This window comes from Actinoplanes sp. NPDC049681 (assembly GCF_044465265.1).
Lineage (GTDB): Bacteria > Actinomycetota > Actinomycetes > Mycobacteriales > Micromonosporaceae > Actinoplanes.
Map to the genome: position 1 here is coordinate 65,358 of NZ_JBITLP010000007.1, position 16,864 is coordinate 82,221.

The window sequence follows — 16,864 nt, forward strand, 5'->3', positions numbered from 1 at the left end:
GGCGTTATGACAAAGGTGTCCATTCAGTTCCATGCTGATCGTAATGAAGTTGCTTCGTGGATAGCCGGTTGGGTTCAAGAGTTTGGACTGGTGGTCGCCGTCGAGTCGTTTGTTCCCAGGTATGTCGCCCGATCGTGCATCATGGAAGACCTTGGTGCCGAACTTGCAGGCTCATCCGATATCAATCGCGTTTCTCTCAACCTGGTGCCGATAGATCTCTCACCTACCTCGTCGCTCGACTTTGTACGATTGAACCCGAATATTCTTGCGGTATCCCTCGGGATGCAATCACAAACCGATCTTCGCGAGACGGCATTGAGTGCAATGACAGATGATAGCGAAAGCATCAGAATATGGCGGGCGATACGGGCGAAAGTGAAGGCGTCATTGCTCAGTGGTTCGACTGTCGTTAACCCCATTACTGGCGCGGAGCAGCGTGCAAAAGGACACTACTATTCCGTGGGCGCACGCGAGATGGCTAAGCGTGGGATCCGCCTGTTGGCTTCTGCGGGATGGAATGAGTATCGGTTGGACGATTGAGTCCCACGACCATGCCGGGGTGGGGCACTCGTAGGACGCCACGTTCACGCGCTGCGGTGATGGGTGTCCGGCGACTGACGACGGCGGACGATGTGGCACCTTGGTTCCTCCCGGCCGCGTCGACGGCGACATAGCAGCTCGCTCGCCACTGCTTGACTGTGGAGAGGCGAAGGCCCCAAGGGCTCAATCGGCGAGAAGGATGGCAGCATCACCGGCGATCACAGGACGCACTCTCGATTGTCTTGCACCACTCGAAGTCAAGGCCACTCGTTCGCACAGCAGACGCCGGTCGTGAGCGTGGGTGAGGCTGCAAAGGAGTAGATAATACTGCAACGGCAGTTAGGTGAGTGCGCAGCCTCTCCGTTCTTAGTGGCTGAGGCGGGCTTGGTGCTGGCGTTTGTAGCGCCGGTATGATCATCACCGGATGCGTGGGGTCGGTGACGACGCACGATGAGTCCGGAGATCAGGCTCCGGTCGGGTACCGTGTTGCCCTGGCAAGATCCAGGTCAGGCGGGATGAAGCCAGCGTTGAGAGCGTCACTCGCTTGGACCCATTTACTCGGCTGAGTATACTTCTGGGCGCCCTGGTGGAATGTTCATTAGCACGTCGCTGGGCCCTCTAAATGCTGGGGGTCAAGGGGTCGCAGGTTCAAATCCTGTCAGCCCGACCGAAGGTTTTCGCAGGTCAGAAGGCTGGTCTAGATCTTAGGCCAGCCTTCTTCGCGTTCCTGGGGACCACGAGAGTCAAGTAGCGCCAGTGGTAGCGCACCTTGACCGCTGGTCAAGCACCCGGCGGGGTATGTCGTCACGGTTCAGGGTCGGCTGACCTCCAGCAACGCTTTCGGCGGGTTCGCCGTGGTCGTCCAATCGGGGGTGGTCGTTCGGACGTCTGACAGTGCAGGGTGGACGGCGTGAGTGATGCGTCCCGGATCTTCATTTCGTACGCCGGCCGGGATCGGCCGTGGGCGGAGTGGGCTCGTTGGCACTTGGCGAGTGCCGGTTACCGCACGGAGTTGGACTGCGTCGACTGGAAGGCGGGTGACAACTTCGTCGAGCGGATGCATGAGGGGCTTCAGCGGGCGAATCCGATGCTGTTGCTTCTGTCGTCGGCATATCTCGACCCGAAGCGGTTCACGACGGACGAGTGGACGGCTCGGCTGGCGCAGCGGCGCAAGGACCCGGAAGCGAAACTGATTCCCGTACGGGTCGACAGAGTCGATCTGGCCGAGGGGATATGGGCGCCGATCGTCGTGCCGGATGTGTTCGATCTGGCTGCGGATGAGGCTGCTGTGCGGCTGCTGGACACCGTTGGCAGGGTGCTCGAGCCGGAGACGTCTGCGGTTGGCGTGGCGCCGCCGTACCCGGATGGTCCGGCGAACCCGGCGGGCACTGATGTGGGACCGCGCCCGCCGGGGTCCTTGCCGCCGGTTTGCAATCTGGCCCGCCGGAATCCGGCTTTCACCGGGCGCGACAAATTGCTGAGCCAGGTGCGCGACGCGTTGTCCGGCGGCGCGCGGGTGGCGGTGCAGGCCTTGCACGGCATGGGCGGGGTGGGGAAGACCCAGCTGGTGTTGGAGTACGCGTATCGGTTCGCCGGGGAGTACGACCTGGTGTGGTGGGTGTCCGCGGAGCAGACCGGCCTGATCGGTGAGCAGTTCGCGGCGCTGGGCGTCGAGTTGGGGATCATCGATGCTGCGGCCGATTCGATGGTGGCGAAGAGCAAGGTGCTGGGGCATCTGTCGGGGCGCGGGCGTTGGCTGCTGGTGTTCGACAATGTGGTGAACAGCGAAGATGTTCTGCCGTGGTTGCCGCGGGGCGGGGGGCATGTGCTGATCACCTCCCGGCAGGGGAACTGGTATCAGATCGCCGACGCGGTGGAGTTGGATGTTCTGCCCCGGGACGAGGCGGTGGCGTTCTTGACCGGGCACCGGTCGGGTCTGGATTGCGCGGATGCAGACCGGCTGGCCGAGGCGTTGGGGGATCTGCCGTTGGCGTTGGCGCAGGCGGTCGGCTATCTCACCCAGACGGGCATGTCCGTTGCGGAGTATCGGCAGCTGCTGAGTGAAGAAACTGAGGCTGTGTTGGCGTTGGGCCGGCCGGTCGACTATCCGCAGTCGTTGGCGGCAGCGATCACGTTGAGCGTGTCTGCCTTGTCGGAGCTGGATGCGGCATCGGTGGCCATCCTTCAGCTGTGTGCATTTCTGGCGCCGGAGCCGGTTTCGGTGGACCTGATTATGGAGGTGGCCGCACCGGGCGAGCGTTATCCGCAGGCGTTGAACGCGGCTCGGGATGTGATCGGCAAGCCGTTGGCCCGGCAGCAGGCCATCGGCCGGCTCGGCGCGTACGGGCTCGCGAAGCTTGGATCAGGGACCGTGACGGTTCACCGGCTGACCCAGGCCGTGGTCCGCAGCCAGCTGGAGCAGCCGGTGTCGGAGGAGCTTGTCGCTCATCTGGAGGCGACGCTCGGCGGCATGCGTCCAGGGGATCCGCGGGATGCGGCAAATTGGCCGGCGTGGGCACGGCTGTTGCCGCACCTGCTCGCCGCGAAGCCGGCCCGCACTGATGATCCGGTCCTGCGCGAATGTGTTCGCGACGCGGTGGTCTATCTGATCAGCCGCGGTGACCCCGGCCCCGCCCGGCAACTCGCCTCGAGTCTTTACGACGAATGGAAGCAACGCCTGGGCGCTGATCACCGGGACACCCTACGAGCAGCGACCGAGCTGGTGTGGGCGCTTCGCGACCTCGGCGAGTACGACCAGTTGCGGCCGCTGATCGATGACACGTTGACGCGGCAGATCAAGATGTTGGGCCAGGACGATCCCGACACGCTACGCAGCGCGGCCGACCTTGCTGTAGTCCACGGCGCGTGGGGTAACGCCCGGCGTGCAGCCGAGATCGAACGTGATGTGTGGGAACGGCGTCGGCGGGTGCTGGGTGAGGAGCATCCGGACACGCTGATCTCGGCGGGCAACGTCGCGAGGTCGTGGGGTGTGTTGGGGCGGTATCGGGAGGCGTTGGCGCTCCAGCAGCAGGTGCGGGAGCAGCAGCGGCGGGCGCTGGGTGAGGAGCACCCGGACACGCTGAAGTCGGCGGCCAACGTCGCGAAATGGTTGGGGGAGTTGGGGCGGTATCGGGAGGCGTTGGCGCTCCAGCAGCAGGTGCGGGAGCAGCAGCGGCGGGCGCTGGGGGAGCAGCACCCGGACACGCTGTTGTCGGCGGGCAACGTCGCGAAATGGTTGGGGGAGTTGGGGCGGTATCGGGAGGCGTTGGCGCTCAAGCAGCAAGTGTGGGAGCAGCAGCGGCGGGCGCTGGGGGAGCAGCACCCGGACACGCTGATAGCGGCGAGCAACGTCGCGAGGTCGTTGGGGGAGTTGGGGCGGCATCAGGAGGCGTTGACGCTCCAGCAGCAAGTGTGGGAGCAGCAGCAGCGGGGCTTGGGCGAGGAGCACCCGCACACGCTGACGACGGCGGCCAACGTCGCGACGTCGTTAAGTGAGTTGGGGCGGCATCAGGAGGCGTTGACGCTCAAGCAGCAAGTGTGGGAGCAACAGCAGCGGGTGCTGGGTGAGGAGCACCCGGCCACGCTGACGACGGCGGGCAACGTCGCGACGTCGTTAAGTGAGTTGGGGCGGGATCAGGAGGCGTTGACGCTCCAGCAGCAGGTGTGGGAGCAGCGGCGGCGGGTGCTGGGTGACGAGCACCCGGACACGCTGACGTCGGCGGGCAACGTCGCCTCGTCGCTGGGTGACCTGAGGCGGTATCAGGAGGCGTTGACGCTCCGGCAGCAGGTGTGGGAGCAGCGGCGGCGGGTCTTGGGGGAGGAGCACCCGGCCACGCTGACGGCTGGGTTAAATCTCGCGATCGTCCAGTTCAACCTTGGCCGTCTGCTGCCAGCTCGCCATTTAGCTGATCAAGGGTGGAAAGGCTTGAGGGACATGCTCGGCGATCAGCACCCGGACACCCGGTGGGCCTCAGGCGTCCGGAAGGCGGTCAAGAATGCGATGGGAGGCCGCCCGGGCGGTAGGCCGCGGGGTCGGCGCTGAGTTGCGCTGCGTGCGTGGGTCGGTTTTGGGACCGTCCGGGGACCACACGGTATGCGCGCGGATGCGCGGACCTGCACACTCGACACTCGCCTGGACGCTACGGACCGCGCTTGACGTGCGGAAACGCCTGCTCCAACAGCCTGGGGGTCAAGGGGTCGCAGGTTCAAATCCGGTCAGCCCGACTTGTTCAAAGCCCTGACCAGCGGCAACGCCGGTTGGGGCTTTGATATTTGCCTACGAAATTTGAACCCCCCGGAAAACCCCTCAGTAACGTGATCAGCTCAGGCTCGTAGCCCATCGTGGCGATCGCCGCCGGGGACACGTAGCACAGCCGGCCCGCTCGGTCGGCCACCAGGGCCAGGTCGCTGGCACGCAACGCCAGCGCAGTAGACATCGCCTCGCGTTGGGTCAGCGCGCGTTGTGCTTCGCGCAGAGCCCTCACGTCCTGCAGGTACGTCACGATCCCGTACGGCTGTCCGGCGTCGTTACGCAGCACTGCGCCTTGCACGATGACCGGCGCTGGGCCGGCCTGACTGCCACAGAGCGCTCGTTCCCAGCTGCGCGACTCCGCAGGCCCTCGATCAGCGCGGCGATCGCCTCGTCGCCGGCCCCGCCGTCGCTGGGATGTACGAACCCACGATGGGGATGCCTGCGGATCGTGGGGGAGTGCCGCAAGCTCGGCATCCGAGTGTCGCCCACTTCGGTGCGGCGAATCCTGCGCCGGCACCGGCTCGGCCCCGCACCGCGCCGGGGCCCGAGTTGGACGGCAGCCGTCAGCGTCGATGGAGCACGCTGACTCGAGACGGTTGGTCACTCTTTCGACGCTGAGCAAAGGTGGATGCCCTTCTGGGGGCGCATCACAGAACTGCACAGCGCAGCGTGGTTGATCGACACCTGATCGTGGAAGCCAGTGTCGCGCTTACTTACAGTAACAAGCCAGAGACATCTTGCGGAACCAGCGGTCAACGCGTGGTGCGATCCTGACGAGTGTCCGGCGCAGGCCGGCACAACGCGTGCTCGGCGGTGTCGGCCAGGGTGGCGGTGACCGTGTCCGTGGACAGTCGCCGGCCGGTGAACAATAGGTCGAAGCTGTCGAAGCTGGTGAGGAGCCACAGCACGTCGGCGGCGTGGTCAGCGGTGGCGCCGTCGCGCAGCGCGTGCTGTTCGTGGAGGCGTCGGGCGAGGCCGTTCATGCCCTCGGCGCGGCCTTGTTCCAGGCGTCGGATCGCCCCGCCGACTGCGTCGGCGTCCAGTTCGGCCATGGAGAACAGGGCGCGCAGAACGTCGCGGTGGGCCGCGTACATGTGCACGTTGCCGCGGATGCCGTCGCGCAGGCCCTGCCGGGCGTCGGGCTGCAAGACGGCGTGGACCATGCCGGTGAAGCCGCCGCGGTGGAGTAGGTCCATGCCGAACGCGTCGAACAGACCCGCACGGGACCCGAAGACCGTGTAAATGGTCGAGCGGGCTACCTCGGCGAGTTTGGCGACCTTGTCCAGGCTGACCGGTTCGGATGGCGCGTCGACGAGCTGCTGGTAGACGGCTTCGAGGATGCGGCGCTTGGTGTCCACGGCGGCCTGGGCGCGCAGTCGCTGCTCGTACTTGCGCGTGGGGGTCATGAACCGACCCTACCATTCATTTGACATAGCGTCTTATGAAAGACATGCTGTCTTACGAAATACAGGCCGTCTGATGAAAGTGGCCTGCTCAGCGCATCGAAAGGAGCCGGGCGTGCGGGTGCTGATCCACTACACGGTCAAACCGGAGCACATAACCCGCAGCACCGAGTTGCTGCGCGCCGTCTACGCGGACCTGGAAAGCGCCAGGCCGACGGGGCTGCGCTACGAGACGTTCCAGGTGGAGGGCACCGGCCAGTTCCTGGCCGTCATCGAGTCCGACGCCGGCCCAGGTGACGCCGCGCACCACCGGCTCGCCTCGTTCCAGCGCTACCGCGCCGCGCTCAACGACATCTGCGTCGAACCGCCGACCGTCGCCAACGTGCAGACCGTTGGCGCCTACCGCCCCCGCTGACCGCACCCACCACCACAGCAAGGAGACACCTACCGTGATCCGCATCGCCGTCGTTGTCGGCAGCACCCGTCCCGGCCGCCGGAGCGAGTCGGTGGCCCGCTGGGTCGCCGACACCGCCGCAGCACATCCCGCCATCACCGACGGCCGAGCCGCCGTCGAGATCGTCGACCTGGCGACCTTCGACCTGCCGCTGCTCGACGAGCCGGTCCCCGCCGCGTTCGCCAGCTACGCCCATGCCCACACCCGCCGTTGGGCGGAGACCGTTTCGGGATTCGACGGGTTCGTGTTCGTCACCCCGGAGTACAACCATTCCTTCCCCGCGGCGCTGAAGAACGCGATCGACTTCCTCTACGCCGAGTGGCACGACAAGGCCGCCGGATTCGTCAGCTACGGCATCCAGGGCGGCACCCGTGCTGTCGAACAGCTGCGCCAGATCATGGCCGAGGTGAAGATCGCTGACGTGCACACCCAGGTAGCCCTGTCGATGTTCACCGACTTCACTTTCACTGACCCTGCCAATCCCACTGACCCGGGAACCTGCACGCCTGGCCCGCACCACATCGAGGCCCTGGCCACCATGCTCGACGAGGTCATCGCGTGGTCGGCGGCACTGAAGCCGCTGCGCGCCCCTGCCGCCGAGCCGCTGTCCGTCTGACCCCGACACGCGGCCGGGTGCCGTGGGCAGACAACAACGCGCCCACCGCCCGGCCGCGCGTCCGGCCCGCGGACCGTCGAGGAAACGAGGCAGTGCGCCGGACCCGCAGCTCGACCAGCATGCCCCGGCCACCCGCGGGCAGCGCGCAACCTGCCGGCGATGACAGGCATGCAGACGCCCTGTCAGCGCGCCGCGCAGCGGGCACGTCACCGGCACCGCCTGATTGCGCTGGTCAGCGCGTCGGTTCAGAGTCAACCAGCTGCGCCGGCGAGATGGGTCCACCGCGCGGCAACGTGCAGGATCCGGTAGCGCAGTTTCGTGGGCTGAGCGGTGGCGAGGTCGCCCTCCGGGAGCAGGGTTTGGGTCCACTCCCGGCGGCGGTCTTCGGTGACAGCACACGGACGTGCCCCGTTGTCAGCGGGGCACGTCCGAAGAAGTCAGGCGTGCTGCGTCGTTGCGCGGCAGCCGCAGGCGAGCCATACGTTCAGTTTCCTGGTCGACGCAGTGCTGCGGGCGGTTACGTCCGACCCGACCGCGTGGTGACTGTCGTAGAGCTCAACGCCACGATGCCGCCGAAGTGCCGGCGGCCCGAGTTCCTGTGCCCGGGAGATCGCGTTTGCGCGGTCGCCCGACACTGGCGACCTGTGACAGTGGACCCGCCCGAAGGTGCTCAGCGACCGACGGGCTCAGGGCACGACCTCCATCTGGGCCATCATGCCGATGCTGGAGTGCTCGAGGAAGTGGCAGTGATAGGGGTAGCGGCCCAGGTAATCGGCGAAGGTCGCCTGCAGCCGCACCGAGGATCCGGGCGGCACCAGCACCGTGTCCTTGAGCCCTGCATCGTCCGCGGTCATCGGCGCGCCGCTGCGGCTCAGCACCCGGAAGTGCGTCATGTGCAGGTGGAAGGTGTGGAGAATGCTGGGCTCTGTGTCGTCGTTGTGGACCGTCCAGATCTCGGTGGTGCCCCGCTTGATGGTGAAGTCGACCCGGTCGGGGTCGAACTGCTTGCCGTTGACCAGAGCGAGCGGCGGAATTCCGCTGCTGAAGTCGAACGAGAGGCGCACGTCGCGCTCCACGGTGGCAGCGGGGAGCGCGGGCAAATCCCGCAACTTCCGGGGCACCTCGCTGGTGTCCTTGGCTGTGAAGTTCACGTCGAAGCGCAGGATCGGCCCCTTGACGGCGTCGCTGAGCACCACCGAGGAGCCCTTCGGAAGCTTGGTGAAGTCGACGACCACGTCGACCCGCTCACCAGAGCCGAAGGTGATCTCCGGCCGGGCCACCGGTGCCGGCAGCAGCCCCCCGTCGGTGCCCACCTGCCACATCGTCGCCTTGTCGAGGGACAGCTTGTAGGTGCCCTCGTTCGTCGCGTTGAGCAGCCGGAACCGGTACTTCCGGGCGGCCACCGGCAAGAACGGCGTAGCCTTGCCGTTCACCAGCACGATGTCACGCTCGATCGCTTTCGGGGGCTCGTAGATCAGCGCGCCGGCGGAGTCGATCTTCACGTCCGTGAGCATGATCGGTATGTCGTACGCGCCGGTCGGCAGCCGGAGGCTTGCCTCGGCCGGGTCGTCGATGATGTAGATGCCGTGCAGCCCGCGGTAAGTGTGCTCAGACTCATCGTGGTGCACGTGGTCGTGGTACCAGAGCGTGGCTCCGCACTGGCTGTTCGGGTAGTTGTAGGTCCGCGAGTCCCCCGGCATGATCATGTCCATCGGGTACCCATCGTCGACGGCCTGCACGTGCCCGCCGTGTAGGTGCACGTTGGTGTGCACGTCCAGCGTGTTGCGGAAGGTCACCTTCGCCGGACGGCCGGTGCGGGCCCGGATCACCGGACCGACCCAGCCCCCGCCGTAGGTGAGCGCGTCGGTCATCAGGCCCGGCACCAGTTCGAGCCGAGCTGGCTGCACGTTGATCTCGTACTCGTCGTAGGACCCGCCGCGCCGGATCGGCACCGCAACCGGCGGCACCGGCATCAGCGTCTGGAACGGCGTGACGTTCAGCGCCTGACCCTGCACGGCGCCGCCCCCCGAACGGGCGTGGTCTGCGTGCGGGTCCTGCACAGCCGGATCCGCCGCGGCCACGGCCTGCCGCCCGAGCAATACGCTACCGACAACTGCTCCTCCGGCAATGAACACAGAGCGTCGATTCATGGCACTTCCCCCCGGTTAGGTCATTGACTGGAGGAACCTATAGACCGCGATAATGCTGTGTCAATGATTTTTGTCGCCGCTCACAGATTCGTCTCCTGTCGACCGGCGCGGGCGATGTCGGGATTGTGAGATTGGTGGGTCGCCGTCCGGCGGCCTGGCTCTTACTGACGACTGAAAAAGAAGATGTTCGTGATCATCTCTCGCCGGGGTCTGACCCAACGACTGACTGAAGTCGGGTCCTTGACGGGATTTGTCGGCTCCGGCCGGGAGGTTCTCGGGCACTCCTTGACGTGCCGTTGCAACCTCGTCGAGCCTGGTCAGAGGGCTATCTTCCTCGTCCGAGTTGCCGGCTGGTGCCCGCCGCCCTGCATCCGGCCACGAAGGGCAGGGCGGCGATGTCCTCCATTGCAGCTGATGTCGCCGCGATTGATGTCTTCGGTGGAGTCGACACCCAAATGGCCGGCCCCGCTCCTTGGATGACCTGCACTTATGACATTGCCCTGACGTTTGACTGGGAATTCTGTGTGATTCCTGCAGGGAATTGTGAAAACTGACTCGATCTTGCACCCGGGATTCTTGAAATGGGGGTGTGCGATGAGCAGGATGGTCTACGGAGGTGGAGGGACAGCCTTCGAGATTCCCAGCGAATCAGGAGACCGCCAGTCGTGCGTAAGGTACTCATCGCTAATCGAGGCGAGATAGCGGTGCGCGTAGCGCGTGCCTGCCGGGACGCCGGAATCATCAGCGTGGCCGTCTACGCCGAGCCGGACCGGGACAGCCCGCACGTACGGGCCGCCGACGAGGCGTACGCGCTCGGCGGGGACACCCCGGCCACCAGCTACCTGGACATCGAGAAGGTGCTGGGCGCCGCCCGGCAGTCCGGGGCCGACGCGGTCCACCCCGGGTACGGCTTCCTCTCCGAGAACGCCGGCTTCGCCCAGGCGGTGCTGGATGCCGGGCTGATCTGGATCGGCCCGCCGCCCCAGGCGATCCGCGACCTCGGTGACAAGGTGGCCGCCCGCCGGATCGCCCAGCGGGCCGGTGCGCCGTTGGTGGCCGGCACCCCGGACCCGGTGGCGAACGCAGACGAGGTGATCGCGTTCGCCCGCGAGCATGGGTTGCCGGTCGCGATCAAGGCCGCGTTCGGCGGCGGCGGCCGTGGCCTCAAGGTCGCCCACACCATCGAGGAGATCCCGGACCGGTACGAGTCCGCGGTTCGGGAGGCGGTCGCCGCGTTCGGCCACGGCGAGTGCTTCGTCGAGCGGTACCTCGATCGACCCCGGCACGTGGAGACCCAATGCCTGGCGGACGCGTACGGCACCGTGGTGGTCGTCTCCACCCGGGACTGCTCGTTGCAACGCCGGCACCAGAAGCTGGTGGAGGAGGCCCCGGCGCCGTTCCTGACCGAGGCGCAGCGGGCCGAGCTCTACCGGGCGTCGAAAGACATCCTCCGGGAAGCCGGCTACGTCGGGGCCGGCACCTGCGAGTTCCTCGTCGGCAGGGACGGCACCATCTCGTTCCTGGAGGTCAACACCCGGTTGCAGGTCGAGCACCCGGTCACCGAGGAGATCACCGGCATCGACCTGGTCGGCGAGATGTTCCGGATCGCCGACGGCGAGCCGCTCGGCTACGACGATCCGCCCGCGCGAGGGCACTCCATCGAGTTCCGCATCAACGGCGAGGATCCCGGGCGCGGCTTCCTGCCGGCGCCGGGCACGGTCAGCGTCTTCGCCCCGCCGTCCGGACCGGGTGTCCGGCTGGACTCCGGGGTCGAGGCGGGCAGCGTGATCGGGCCGGCCTGGGACTCACTGCTGGCCAAGCTGATCGTCACCGGGGCCACCCGAGAGCAGGCGCTCCGGCGCGCCCGCCGGGCACTGGCCGAGTTTCAGGTCGAAGGGCTCGCCACCGTCCTGCCGTTCCACCGGGCGGTGGTCACCGACCCGGCGTTCACCGGCTCGCCGTTCGCGGTGCACACCCGGTGGATCGAAACCGAGTTCCGCAATGAGATCGACGCCTACGCGGGGCCCGGCGCCGACGCGGAGGCCGGGGAGAACGTCCGGGAGACCGTGGTCGTCGAGGTCGGCGGCCGGCGCTTGGAGATATCCCTGCCGGGTTCCCTGGGCGGCGCGGCATCGGCGCGCAAGGCGGTGCACGGCGAGCGTCCCCGGCGCCGGCCGGGCCGGGCGGCGGGCGGCGGCGCCACCGGCGACACCCTCGTCTCGCCGATGCAGGGAACGATCGTCAAGGTCGCGGCCGAGGACGGCCAGGAGGTCCGGGAAGGCGATCTGATCGTCGTTCTGGAGGCGATGAAGATGGAGCAACCGCTCCACGCCCACAAGACCGGAACGGTCAAGGGTCTGGCCACGACGGTGGGCGCCGCGGTCCGGTCGGGCGCGGTCGTCTGCGAGATCAAGGACTGACGTATCCGCGTGGCTTCGCCCGGGCCGGCTTCATCAAGGGCTTCACCCAGTCGGCTTCATCAAGAAGGAAGAGACGCATGCATAGCACTCTGATCGTGGCGCGCATGGAGCCGTCGGCGGGCGCCGACGTCGCCCAGCTGTTCCGCAGCTTCGACGAGACCGAGATGCCGCACCTGATGGGCACCCGTCGGCGCCAGCTCTTCTCCTACCGCGGGCTGTACTTCCACCTGCAGGACTTCGATTCGGACGACGGCGGTGAGCGGATCGAGGGCGCCAAGACCGACCCCCGGTTCGTCGCGATCAGCGCGGACCTGAAGCCGTTCATCGAGGCGTACGACCCGGCGACCTGGCGCTCCCCGGCGGACGCCATGGCCACCCGGTTCTACTCGTGGGAGGCCTCCTCGTGACCGGTCGGCGTGTGGTCATCACCGGTGTCGAGGTGCTCGCCCCCGGCGGTCTCGGCCGTAAGCACTTCTGGGACCTGCTCAGCGAGGGGCGCACGGCGACCCGCGGCATCACCTTCTTCGACCCGGCGCCGTTCCGGTCCCGGGTCGCCGCCGAGATCGATTTCTCGCCCGAGGAGCACGGCCTGAGCCCGCAGGAGATCCGCCGGATGGATCGCGCCGCACAGTTCGCCGTGGTGGCGGCACGCGGCGCGGTCGCCGACAGCGGCATCGTGCTGGACTCCTGCGACCCGTACCGGGTCGGCGTCACCGTGGGCAGCGCGGTCGGCGCCACGATGGGCCTGGACGAGGAGTACCGGGTGGTCAGCGACGGCGGCCGGCTGCACCTGGTCGACCACCGGTACGCGGTCCCGCACCTCTACAACTACCTGGTTCCCAGCTCGTTCTCGGCGGAGGTCGCCTGGGCGGTCGGCGCGCAGGGGCCCACCACGGTCGTCTCCACCGGCTGCACCTCCGGCATCGACTCGGTCGGGTACGCGGCCGAACTGATCCGAGAGGGCTCCGCCGACGTCATGGTGGCCGGCTCGTCGGACGCGCCGATCTCGCCGATCACGATGGCCTGCTTCGACGCGATCAAGGCGACCACCCCCCGGCACGACGAGCCGGAGCGGGCCTCCAGGCCGTTCGACGGCACCCGCAACGGATTCGTGCTCGGCGAGGGCGCGGCAGTCTTCGTCCTGGAGGAGCTCGAGTCCGCCCGCCGGCGCGGCGCCCACCTGTACGCCGAGATCGCAGGCTACGCGACCCGCAGCAACGCCTATCACATGACCGGGCTGCGGCCGGACGGCGCGGAGATGGCGGAGGCGATCCGGGTCGCGCTGGACGAGGCGCGGATCAATCCCGACGAGATCGACTACGTCAACGCGCACGGCTCGGGCACCAAGCAGAACGACCGGCACGAGACGGCGGCGGTCAAGCGGAGCCTCGGGGAGCACGCGTACCGGACCCCGATGAGCTCGATCAAGTCGATGGTCGGGCACTCGCTCGGCGCGATCGGTTCGATCGAGATCGCCGCCTGCACGCTTGCCATGGAGCACAGCGTCGTGCCGCCGACCGCGAACCTGCACACCCCCGACCCGGAGTGCGACCTGGACTACGTGCCGATCACTGCCCGAGACCAGCTGGTCGACACGGTGCTGACGGTCGGCAGCGGCTTCGGCGGCTTCCAGAGCGCGATGGTGCTGACACGACCGGAAAGGACGTCGGCATGAGCGAGCTTGCGAGCGAACCGATCAGCTCGGTCAGCGCCCCGGCGCGCCGTTCACCAGGCTCAGCGGTCGTGGTGACCGGCCTGGGCGTGGTCGCCCCGACCGGCCTCGGCACCGCCGAGCACTGGGCGGCCACCCGCGCGGGCCGCGGCGCGATCGGCCCGGTGACGCGATTCGACGCCGCGGGCTATCCCGCGCGTCTCGCCGGCGAGGTGCCCGGCTTCACCGCCGAGGACCATCTACCGAGCCGGCTGCTGCCGCAGACCGACCACATGACCCGCCTCGCGCTGGTCGCCGCGGACTGGGCGCTGGCCGACGCCGGGGTGCGCCCGGGCGACCTGCCGGAATTCGACATGGGTGTGATCACCGCGAGCTCGTCCGGCGGGTTCGAGTTCGGCCAGGGGGAGTTGCAGGCCCTCTGGAGCAAGGGCAGCCAGTACGTCAGCGCCTACCAGTCGTTCGCCTGGTTCTACGCGGTCAACAGCGGCCAGATCTCGATCCGGAACAACATGAAGGGCCCGAGCGGCGTCGTGGTCAGCGACCAGGCCGGTGGCCTGGACGCGGTGGCCCAGGCGCGGCGCCAGATCCGCAAGGGCACCAGCCTGGTCGTGACCGGCGCGGTGGACGCCTCGATCTGCCCCTGGGGCTGGGTCGCTCAGCTCGCCGGGGGCCGGCTCAGCGGCAGCGACGACCGGGACCGTGCCTACCTGCCCTTCGACGGTGACGCGGCAGGTCACGTTCCGGGCGAGGGTGGCGCGATCCTGATCCTGGAAGACGCCGAGGCGGCCCGCCGGCGCGGTGCGCGAAGCTACGGCGAGATCCGCGGGTACGGGGCCACCTTCGACCCGGCCCCCGGCAGCGGCCGCGAGCCGGCCCTCCGCAAAGCGATCGAGATCGCGCTGGCCGACGCCGGCCTCGCCCCGGCCGATGTGGACGTGGTGTTCGCCGACGCCGCGGCCCTTCCCGACCTGGACCGGGCCGAGGCGGACGCGATCACTGCGGTCTTCGGCCCGCGCGGCGTGCCGGTCACCGCGCCGAAGACGATGACGGGCCGGCTCTACTCCGGCGCGGCACCGCTGGACCTGGCCACCGCGCTTCTCGGCCTGGCCGAAGGGCTGATCCCGCCGACCGTGAACGTGCGCCCGGCGGCCGACTACGCCGACCTGGACCTGGTCACCGAGGCACGGACCGGCGCCTGTGACACCGCGCTGGTGCTGGCCCGAGGCCAGGGCGGCTTCAACTCCGCGATGGTGCTGACCCGCACCAGCGACAACTCTCACCGATCGGAAAGGACAGAGGCCAGCCATGGCTGACATCGAGTTCACCCTGGACGACCTGAAGCGGATTCTCACCGAGGGCGCCGGCGCCGACGAGGCGGTGGACCTGGACGGCGACATCCTGGACCGCACGTTCGAGGAGCTCGGCTACGAATCGCTGGCGCTGCTGGAGACCGGTGGCCGGATCGAGCGGGAGTACGGCATCGCGCTCGGCGACGACCTGCTCCTCGACAGCGCCACCCCGCGGAGCCTGATCGGTGCGGTCAACGACCTGCTCGGCCTGGTCACGGAGCCGACCCGATGACCACCCGCGAACCGCGAGTCGCGGTCGTCACCGGAGCCACCAGCGGCATCGGTCTGGCGGTGACCCGGCTGCTGGCCGGCACCGGCCACCGGGTCTTCATCGGCGCCCGCACCGCGGAGAACGTCACCGCCACTGTCAAGCAGTTGCAGGAGGAGGGGCTCGACGTCGACGGCGGCCCGGTGGACGTCGGCTCGCGGGAGCAGGTCAAGGCGTTCGTCCAGGCCGCGGTGGACCGGTTCGGCAGCATCGACGTGCTGGTCAACAACGCCGGGCGCAGCGGTGGCGGGGTGACCGCGGACATCGCCGACGAGCTCTGGTTCGACGTGATCAACACGAACCTGAACAGCGTCTTCCTGGTCACCCGTGAGGTGCTCACCACCGGCGGCATGCGGCACAAGGACCGCGGCCGGATCATCAACATCGCCTCCACCGCGGGCAAGCAGGGCGTGGTGCTCGGCGCGCCCTACTCGGCGTCGAAGCACGGCGTCGTCGGCTTCACCAAGGCGCTCGGCAACGAGCTTGCCCCGACCGGCATCACCGTGAACGCCGTCTGCCCCGGATATGTGGAGACCCCGATGGCACAGCGGGTCCGAGCCGGCTACGCGCAGGCCTACGACACCAGCGAGGACGCGATCCTCACCAAGTTCCAGGCGAAGATCCCGCTCGGCCGGTACTCCACCCCGGAGGAGGTCGCCGGGCTGGTCGGATACCTCACCTCGGACACCGCCGCGTCGATCACCGCGCAGGCCCTCAACGTCTGCGGCGGCCTGGGCAACTTCTGACCGCGGACCCCCCCTAGTACCCCGTCACGAGTGAGCAGGAGCAGCACATGGCAGAACCCGGATCGCGTGAGGTGGAGCACGAGATAACGGTCGAGGCTCCGGCCCGGACCGTGTATCGCCTGATCGCCGAGGTGGAGAACTGGCCACGGATCTTCCCCCCGACGATCTACGTGGACCACTTGAGCCGGGGCGAGCGGGAGGAACGGATCCGGATCTGGGCCACCGCGAACGGCGAGGCGAAGAACTGGACCTCGCACCGCACCCTGGACCCGGACGCCCTGCGCGTCACGTTCCGGCAGGAGGTCTCCGCGCCGCCGGTCGCCGCGATGGGCGGCAGCTGGATCATCGAGGCGCTGTCCGAGACGTCGTCGCGGATCCGGCTGTTGCACGACTACCGGGCGGTCGACGACGACCCCGCCGGACTCGCCTGGATCGAGCAGGCGGTGGACCGTAACTCCCGCGCCGAACTGGCCTCCCTGAAGACGACCGTCGAGCTGGCGCACGCCGACACCGAGCTGACGTTCTCCTTCGAGGACACGGTGCGCATCGCCGGTGCGGCCAAGGACGTCTACGACTTCATCAACGAGGCGGACCGGTGGCCGGAGCGGCTGCCGCACGTAGCCCGGGTCGGCTTCACCGAGGAGACCCCGGGCCTGCAGACCCTGGAGATGGACACCCGGGCCCGGGACGGCTCCACCCACACCACCAAGTCGTACCGGGTCACGTTCGCGCCCCGGCGGATCGCGTACAAGCAGGTCACCCTGCCCGCCCTGATGACGCTGCACACCGGGATCTGGACGTTCGCCGAGGACGGCGACGGCGTCGCGGCCACCTCGCAGCACACCGTGGTGCTCAACGCCGGGAACATCGAGGCGGTGCTGGGCCCGGAGGCGACCGTCGCCGACGCCCGGGAGTACGTGCGCGGCGCGCTGAGCACGAACAGCCGGGCCACCCTGGAGCACGCGAAGGCATACGCCGAGGCGAGGCGCTGACC

General features: G+C 68.1%; 15 protein-coding genes. 12 read left to right on the plus strand and 3 right to left on the minus strand.

Translation table 11 applies throughout. From position 1 onward, the window contains the following. Positions 1-6 precede the first annotated feature (6 nt). On the plus strand, positions 7-540 hold the full coding sequence (locus ACIBO8_RS25480) for a hypothetical protein (RefSeq protein WP_396117806.1): 534 nt from the start codon (positions 7-9) through the stop codon (positions 538-540). A gap of 910 nt (positions 541-1,450) precedes the next feature. Then, the gene (fxsT, locus tag ACIBO8_RS25485) at positions 1,451-4,582 is read left to right on the plus strand and encodes an FxSxx-COOH system tetratricopeptide repeat protein (protein WP_396117807.1); all 3,132 of its coding nucleotides are present in this window, start codon (positions 1,451-1,453) and stop codon (positions 4,580-4,582) included. 187 nt (positions 4,583-4,769) lie between these two features. Here fxsT and ACIBO8_RS25490 read toward each other — a convergent pair whose 3' ends face one another. After that, a complete protein-coding gene (locus ACIBO8_RS25490) occupies positions 4,770-5,078 on the minus strand; it encodes a hypothetical protein (protein WP_396117808.1) in 309 nt (102 codons plus the stop codon). 466 nt (positions 5,079-5,544) lie between these two features. Then, entirely contained in the window at positions 5,545-6,198 is a 654-nt protein-coding gene (locus ACIBO8_RS25495; RefSeq protein ID WP_396117809.1) for a TetR/AcrR family transcriptional regulator, read from the minus strand. Positions 6,199-6,310: 112 nt separating this feature from the next. Here ACIBO8_RS25495 and ACIBO8_RS25500 point away from each other — a divergent pair, with 112 nt between their 5' ends. Next, on the plus strand, positions 6,311-6,610 hold the full coding sequence (locus tag ACIBO8_RS25500) for a hypothetical protein (RefSeq protein WP_396117810.1): 300 nt from the start codon (positions 6,311-6,313) through the stop codon (positions 6,608-6,610). A gap of 34 nt (positions 6,611-6,644) precedes the next feature. Then, the gene (locus ACIBO8_RS25505; RefSeq protein WP_396117811.1) at positions 6,645-7,265 is read left to right on the plus strand and encodes an NADPH-dependent FMN reductase; all 621 of its coding nucleotides are present in this window, start codon (positions 6,645-6,647) and stop codon (positions 7,263-7,265) included. 686 nt (positions 7,266-7,951) lie between these two features. Here ACIBO8_RS25505 and ACIBO8_RS25510 read toward each other — a convergent pair. Next, positions 7,952-9,325 carry a multicopper oxidase family protein gene (locus tag ACIBO8_RS25510; protein ID WP_396117812.1) on the minus strand — a complete coding sequence of 458 codons (1,374 nt, stop codon included), beginning with the start codon at positions 9,323-9,325 and terminating at the stop codon, positions 7,952-7,954. Between the two features lie 443 nt (positions 9,326-9,768). On the opposite strand from ACIBO8_RS25510, the gene ACIBO8_RS25515 reads away from it, so the two are divergent. From ACIBO8_RS25515 to ACIBO8_RS25550, 8 genes are all read left to right on the plus strand, one after another. Continuing rightward, the gene (locus ACIBO8_RS25515) at positions 9,769-9,969 is read left to right on the plus strand and encodes a hypothetical protein (RefSeq protein ID WP_396117813.1); all 201 of its coding nucleotides are present in this window, start codon (positions 9,769-9,771) and stop codon (positions 9,967-9,969) included. Between the two features lie 111 nt (positions 9,970-10,080). Further along, on the plus strand, positions 10,081-11,835 hold the full coding sequence (locus ACIBO8_RS25520; protein ID WP_396117814.1) for an acetyl/propionyl/methylcrotonyl-CoA carboxylase subunit alpha: 1,755 nt from the start codon (positions 10,081-10,083) through the stop codon (positions 11,833-11,835). 77 nt (positions 11,836-11,912) lie between these two features. Further along, positions 11,913-12,242 carry a TcmI family type II polyketide cyclase gene (locus ACIBO8_RS25525; RefSeq protein ID WP_396117815.1) on the plus strand — a complete coding sequence of 110 codons (330 nt, stop codon included), beginning with the start codon at positions 11,913-11,915 and terminating at the stop codon, positions 12,240-12,242. Further along, the gene (locus ACIBO8_RS25530; RefSeq protein WP_396117816.1) at positions 12,239-13,510 is read left to right on the plus strand and encodes a beta-ketoacyl-[acyl-carrier-protein] synthase family protein; all 1,272 of its coding nucleotides are present in this window, start codon (positions 12,239-12,241) and stop codon (positions 13,508-13,510) included. Before ACIBO8_RS25525 ends, ACIBO8_RS25530 begins: the two co-directional genes overlap by 4 nt. Then, positions 13,507-14,820, plus strand: a complete 1,314-nt coding sequence (locus ACIBO8_RS25535) for a ketosynthase chain-length factor (protein ID WP_396117817.1) — start codon at positions 13,507-13,509, stop codon at positions 14,818-14,820. Before ACIBO8_RS25530 ends, ACIBO8_RS25535 begins: the two co-directional genes overlap by 4 nt. Beyond that, on the plus strand, positions 14,813-15,088 hold the full coding sequence (locus ACIBO8_RS25540) for an acyl carrier protein (RefSeq protein ID WP_396117818.1): 276 nt from the start codon (positions 14,813-14,815) through the stop codon (positions 15,086-15,088). The genes ACIBO8_RS25535 and ACIBO8_RS25540 overlap by 8 nt, the downstream gene beginning before the upstream one ends. Further along, positions 15,085-15,870, plus strand: coding sequence for a 3-oxoacyl-ACP reductase FabG (gene fabG, locus ACIBO8_RS25545; RefSeq protein ID WP_396117819.1), 786 nt, complete (start codon positions 15,085-15,087; stop codon positions 15,868-15,870). Before ACIBO8_RS25540 ends, fabG begins: the two co-directional genes overlap by 4 nt. A gap of 47 nt (positions 15,871-15,917) precedes the next feature. Further along, a complete protein-coding gene (locus ACIBO8_RS25550) occupies positions 15,918-16,862 on the plus strand; it encodes an aromatase/cyclase (protein WP_396117820.1) in 945 nt (314 codons plus the stop codon). The last annotated feature ends 2 nt before the right edge of the window (positions 16,863-16,864 follow it).

What these genes read in the sequence shown, in the direction of transcription:
- ACIBO8_RS25480 (WP_396117806.1), top strand. Translation starts at nt 7, where the DNA reads ATGACAAAGGTGTCCATTCAGTTCCATGCTGATCGTAATGAAGTTGCT.
- fabG (WP_396117819.1), top strand. Translation starts at nt 15,085, where the DNA reads ATGACCACCCGCGAACCGCGAGTCGCGGTCGTCACCGGAGCCACCAGC.
- ACIBO8_RS25525 (WP_396117815.1), top strand. Translation starts at nt 11,913, where the DNA reads ATGCATAGCACTCTGATCGTGGCGCGCATGGAGCCGTCGGCGGGCGCC.
- ACIBO8_RS25535 (WP_396117817.1), top strand. Translation starts at nt 13,507, where the DNA reads ATGAGCGAGCTTGCGAGCGAACCGATCAGCTCGGTCAGCGCCCCGGCG.
- ACIBO8_RS25495 (WP_396117809.1), bottom strand. Translation starts at nt 6,198, where the DNA reads ATGACCCCCACGCGCAAGTACGAGCAGCGACTGCGCGCCCAGGCCGCC.
- ACIBO8_RS25540 (WP_396117818.1), top strand. Translation starts at nt 14,813, where the DNA reads ATGGCTGACATCGAGTTCACCCTGGACGACCTGAAGCGGATTCTCACC.
- ACIBO8_RS25550 (WP_396117820.1), top strand. Translation starts at nt 15,918, where the DNA reads ATGGCAGAACCCGGATCGCGTGAGGTGGAGCACGAGATAACGGTCGAG.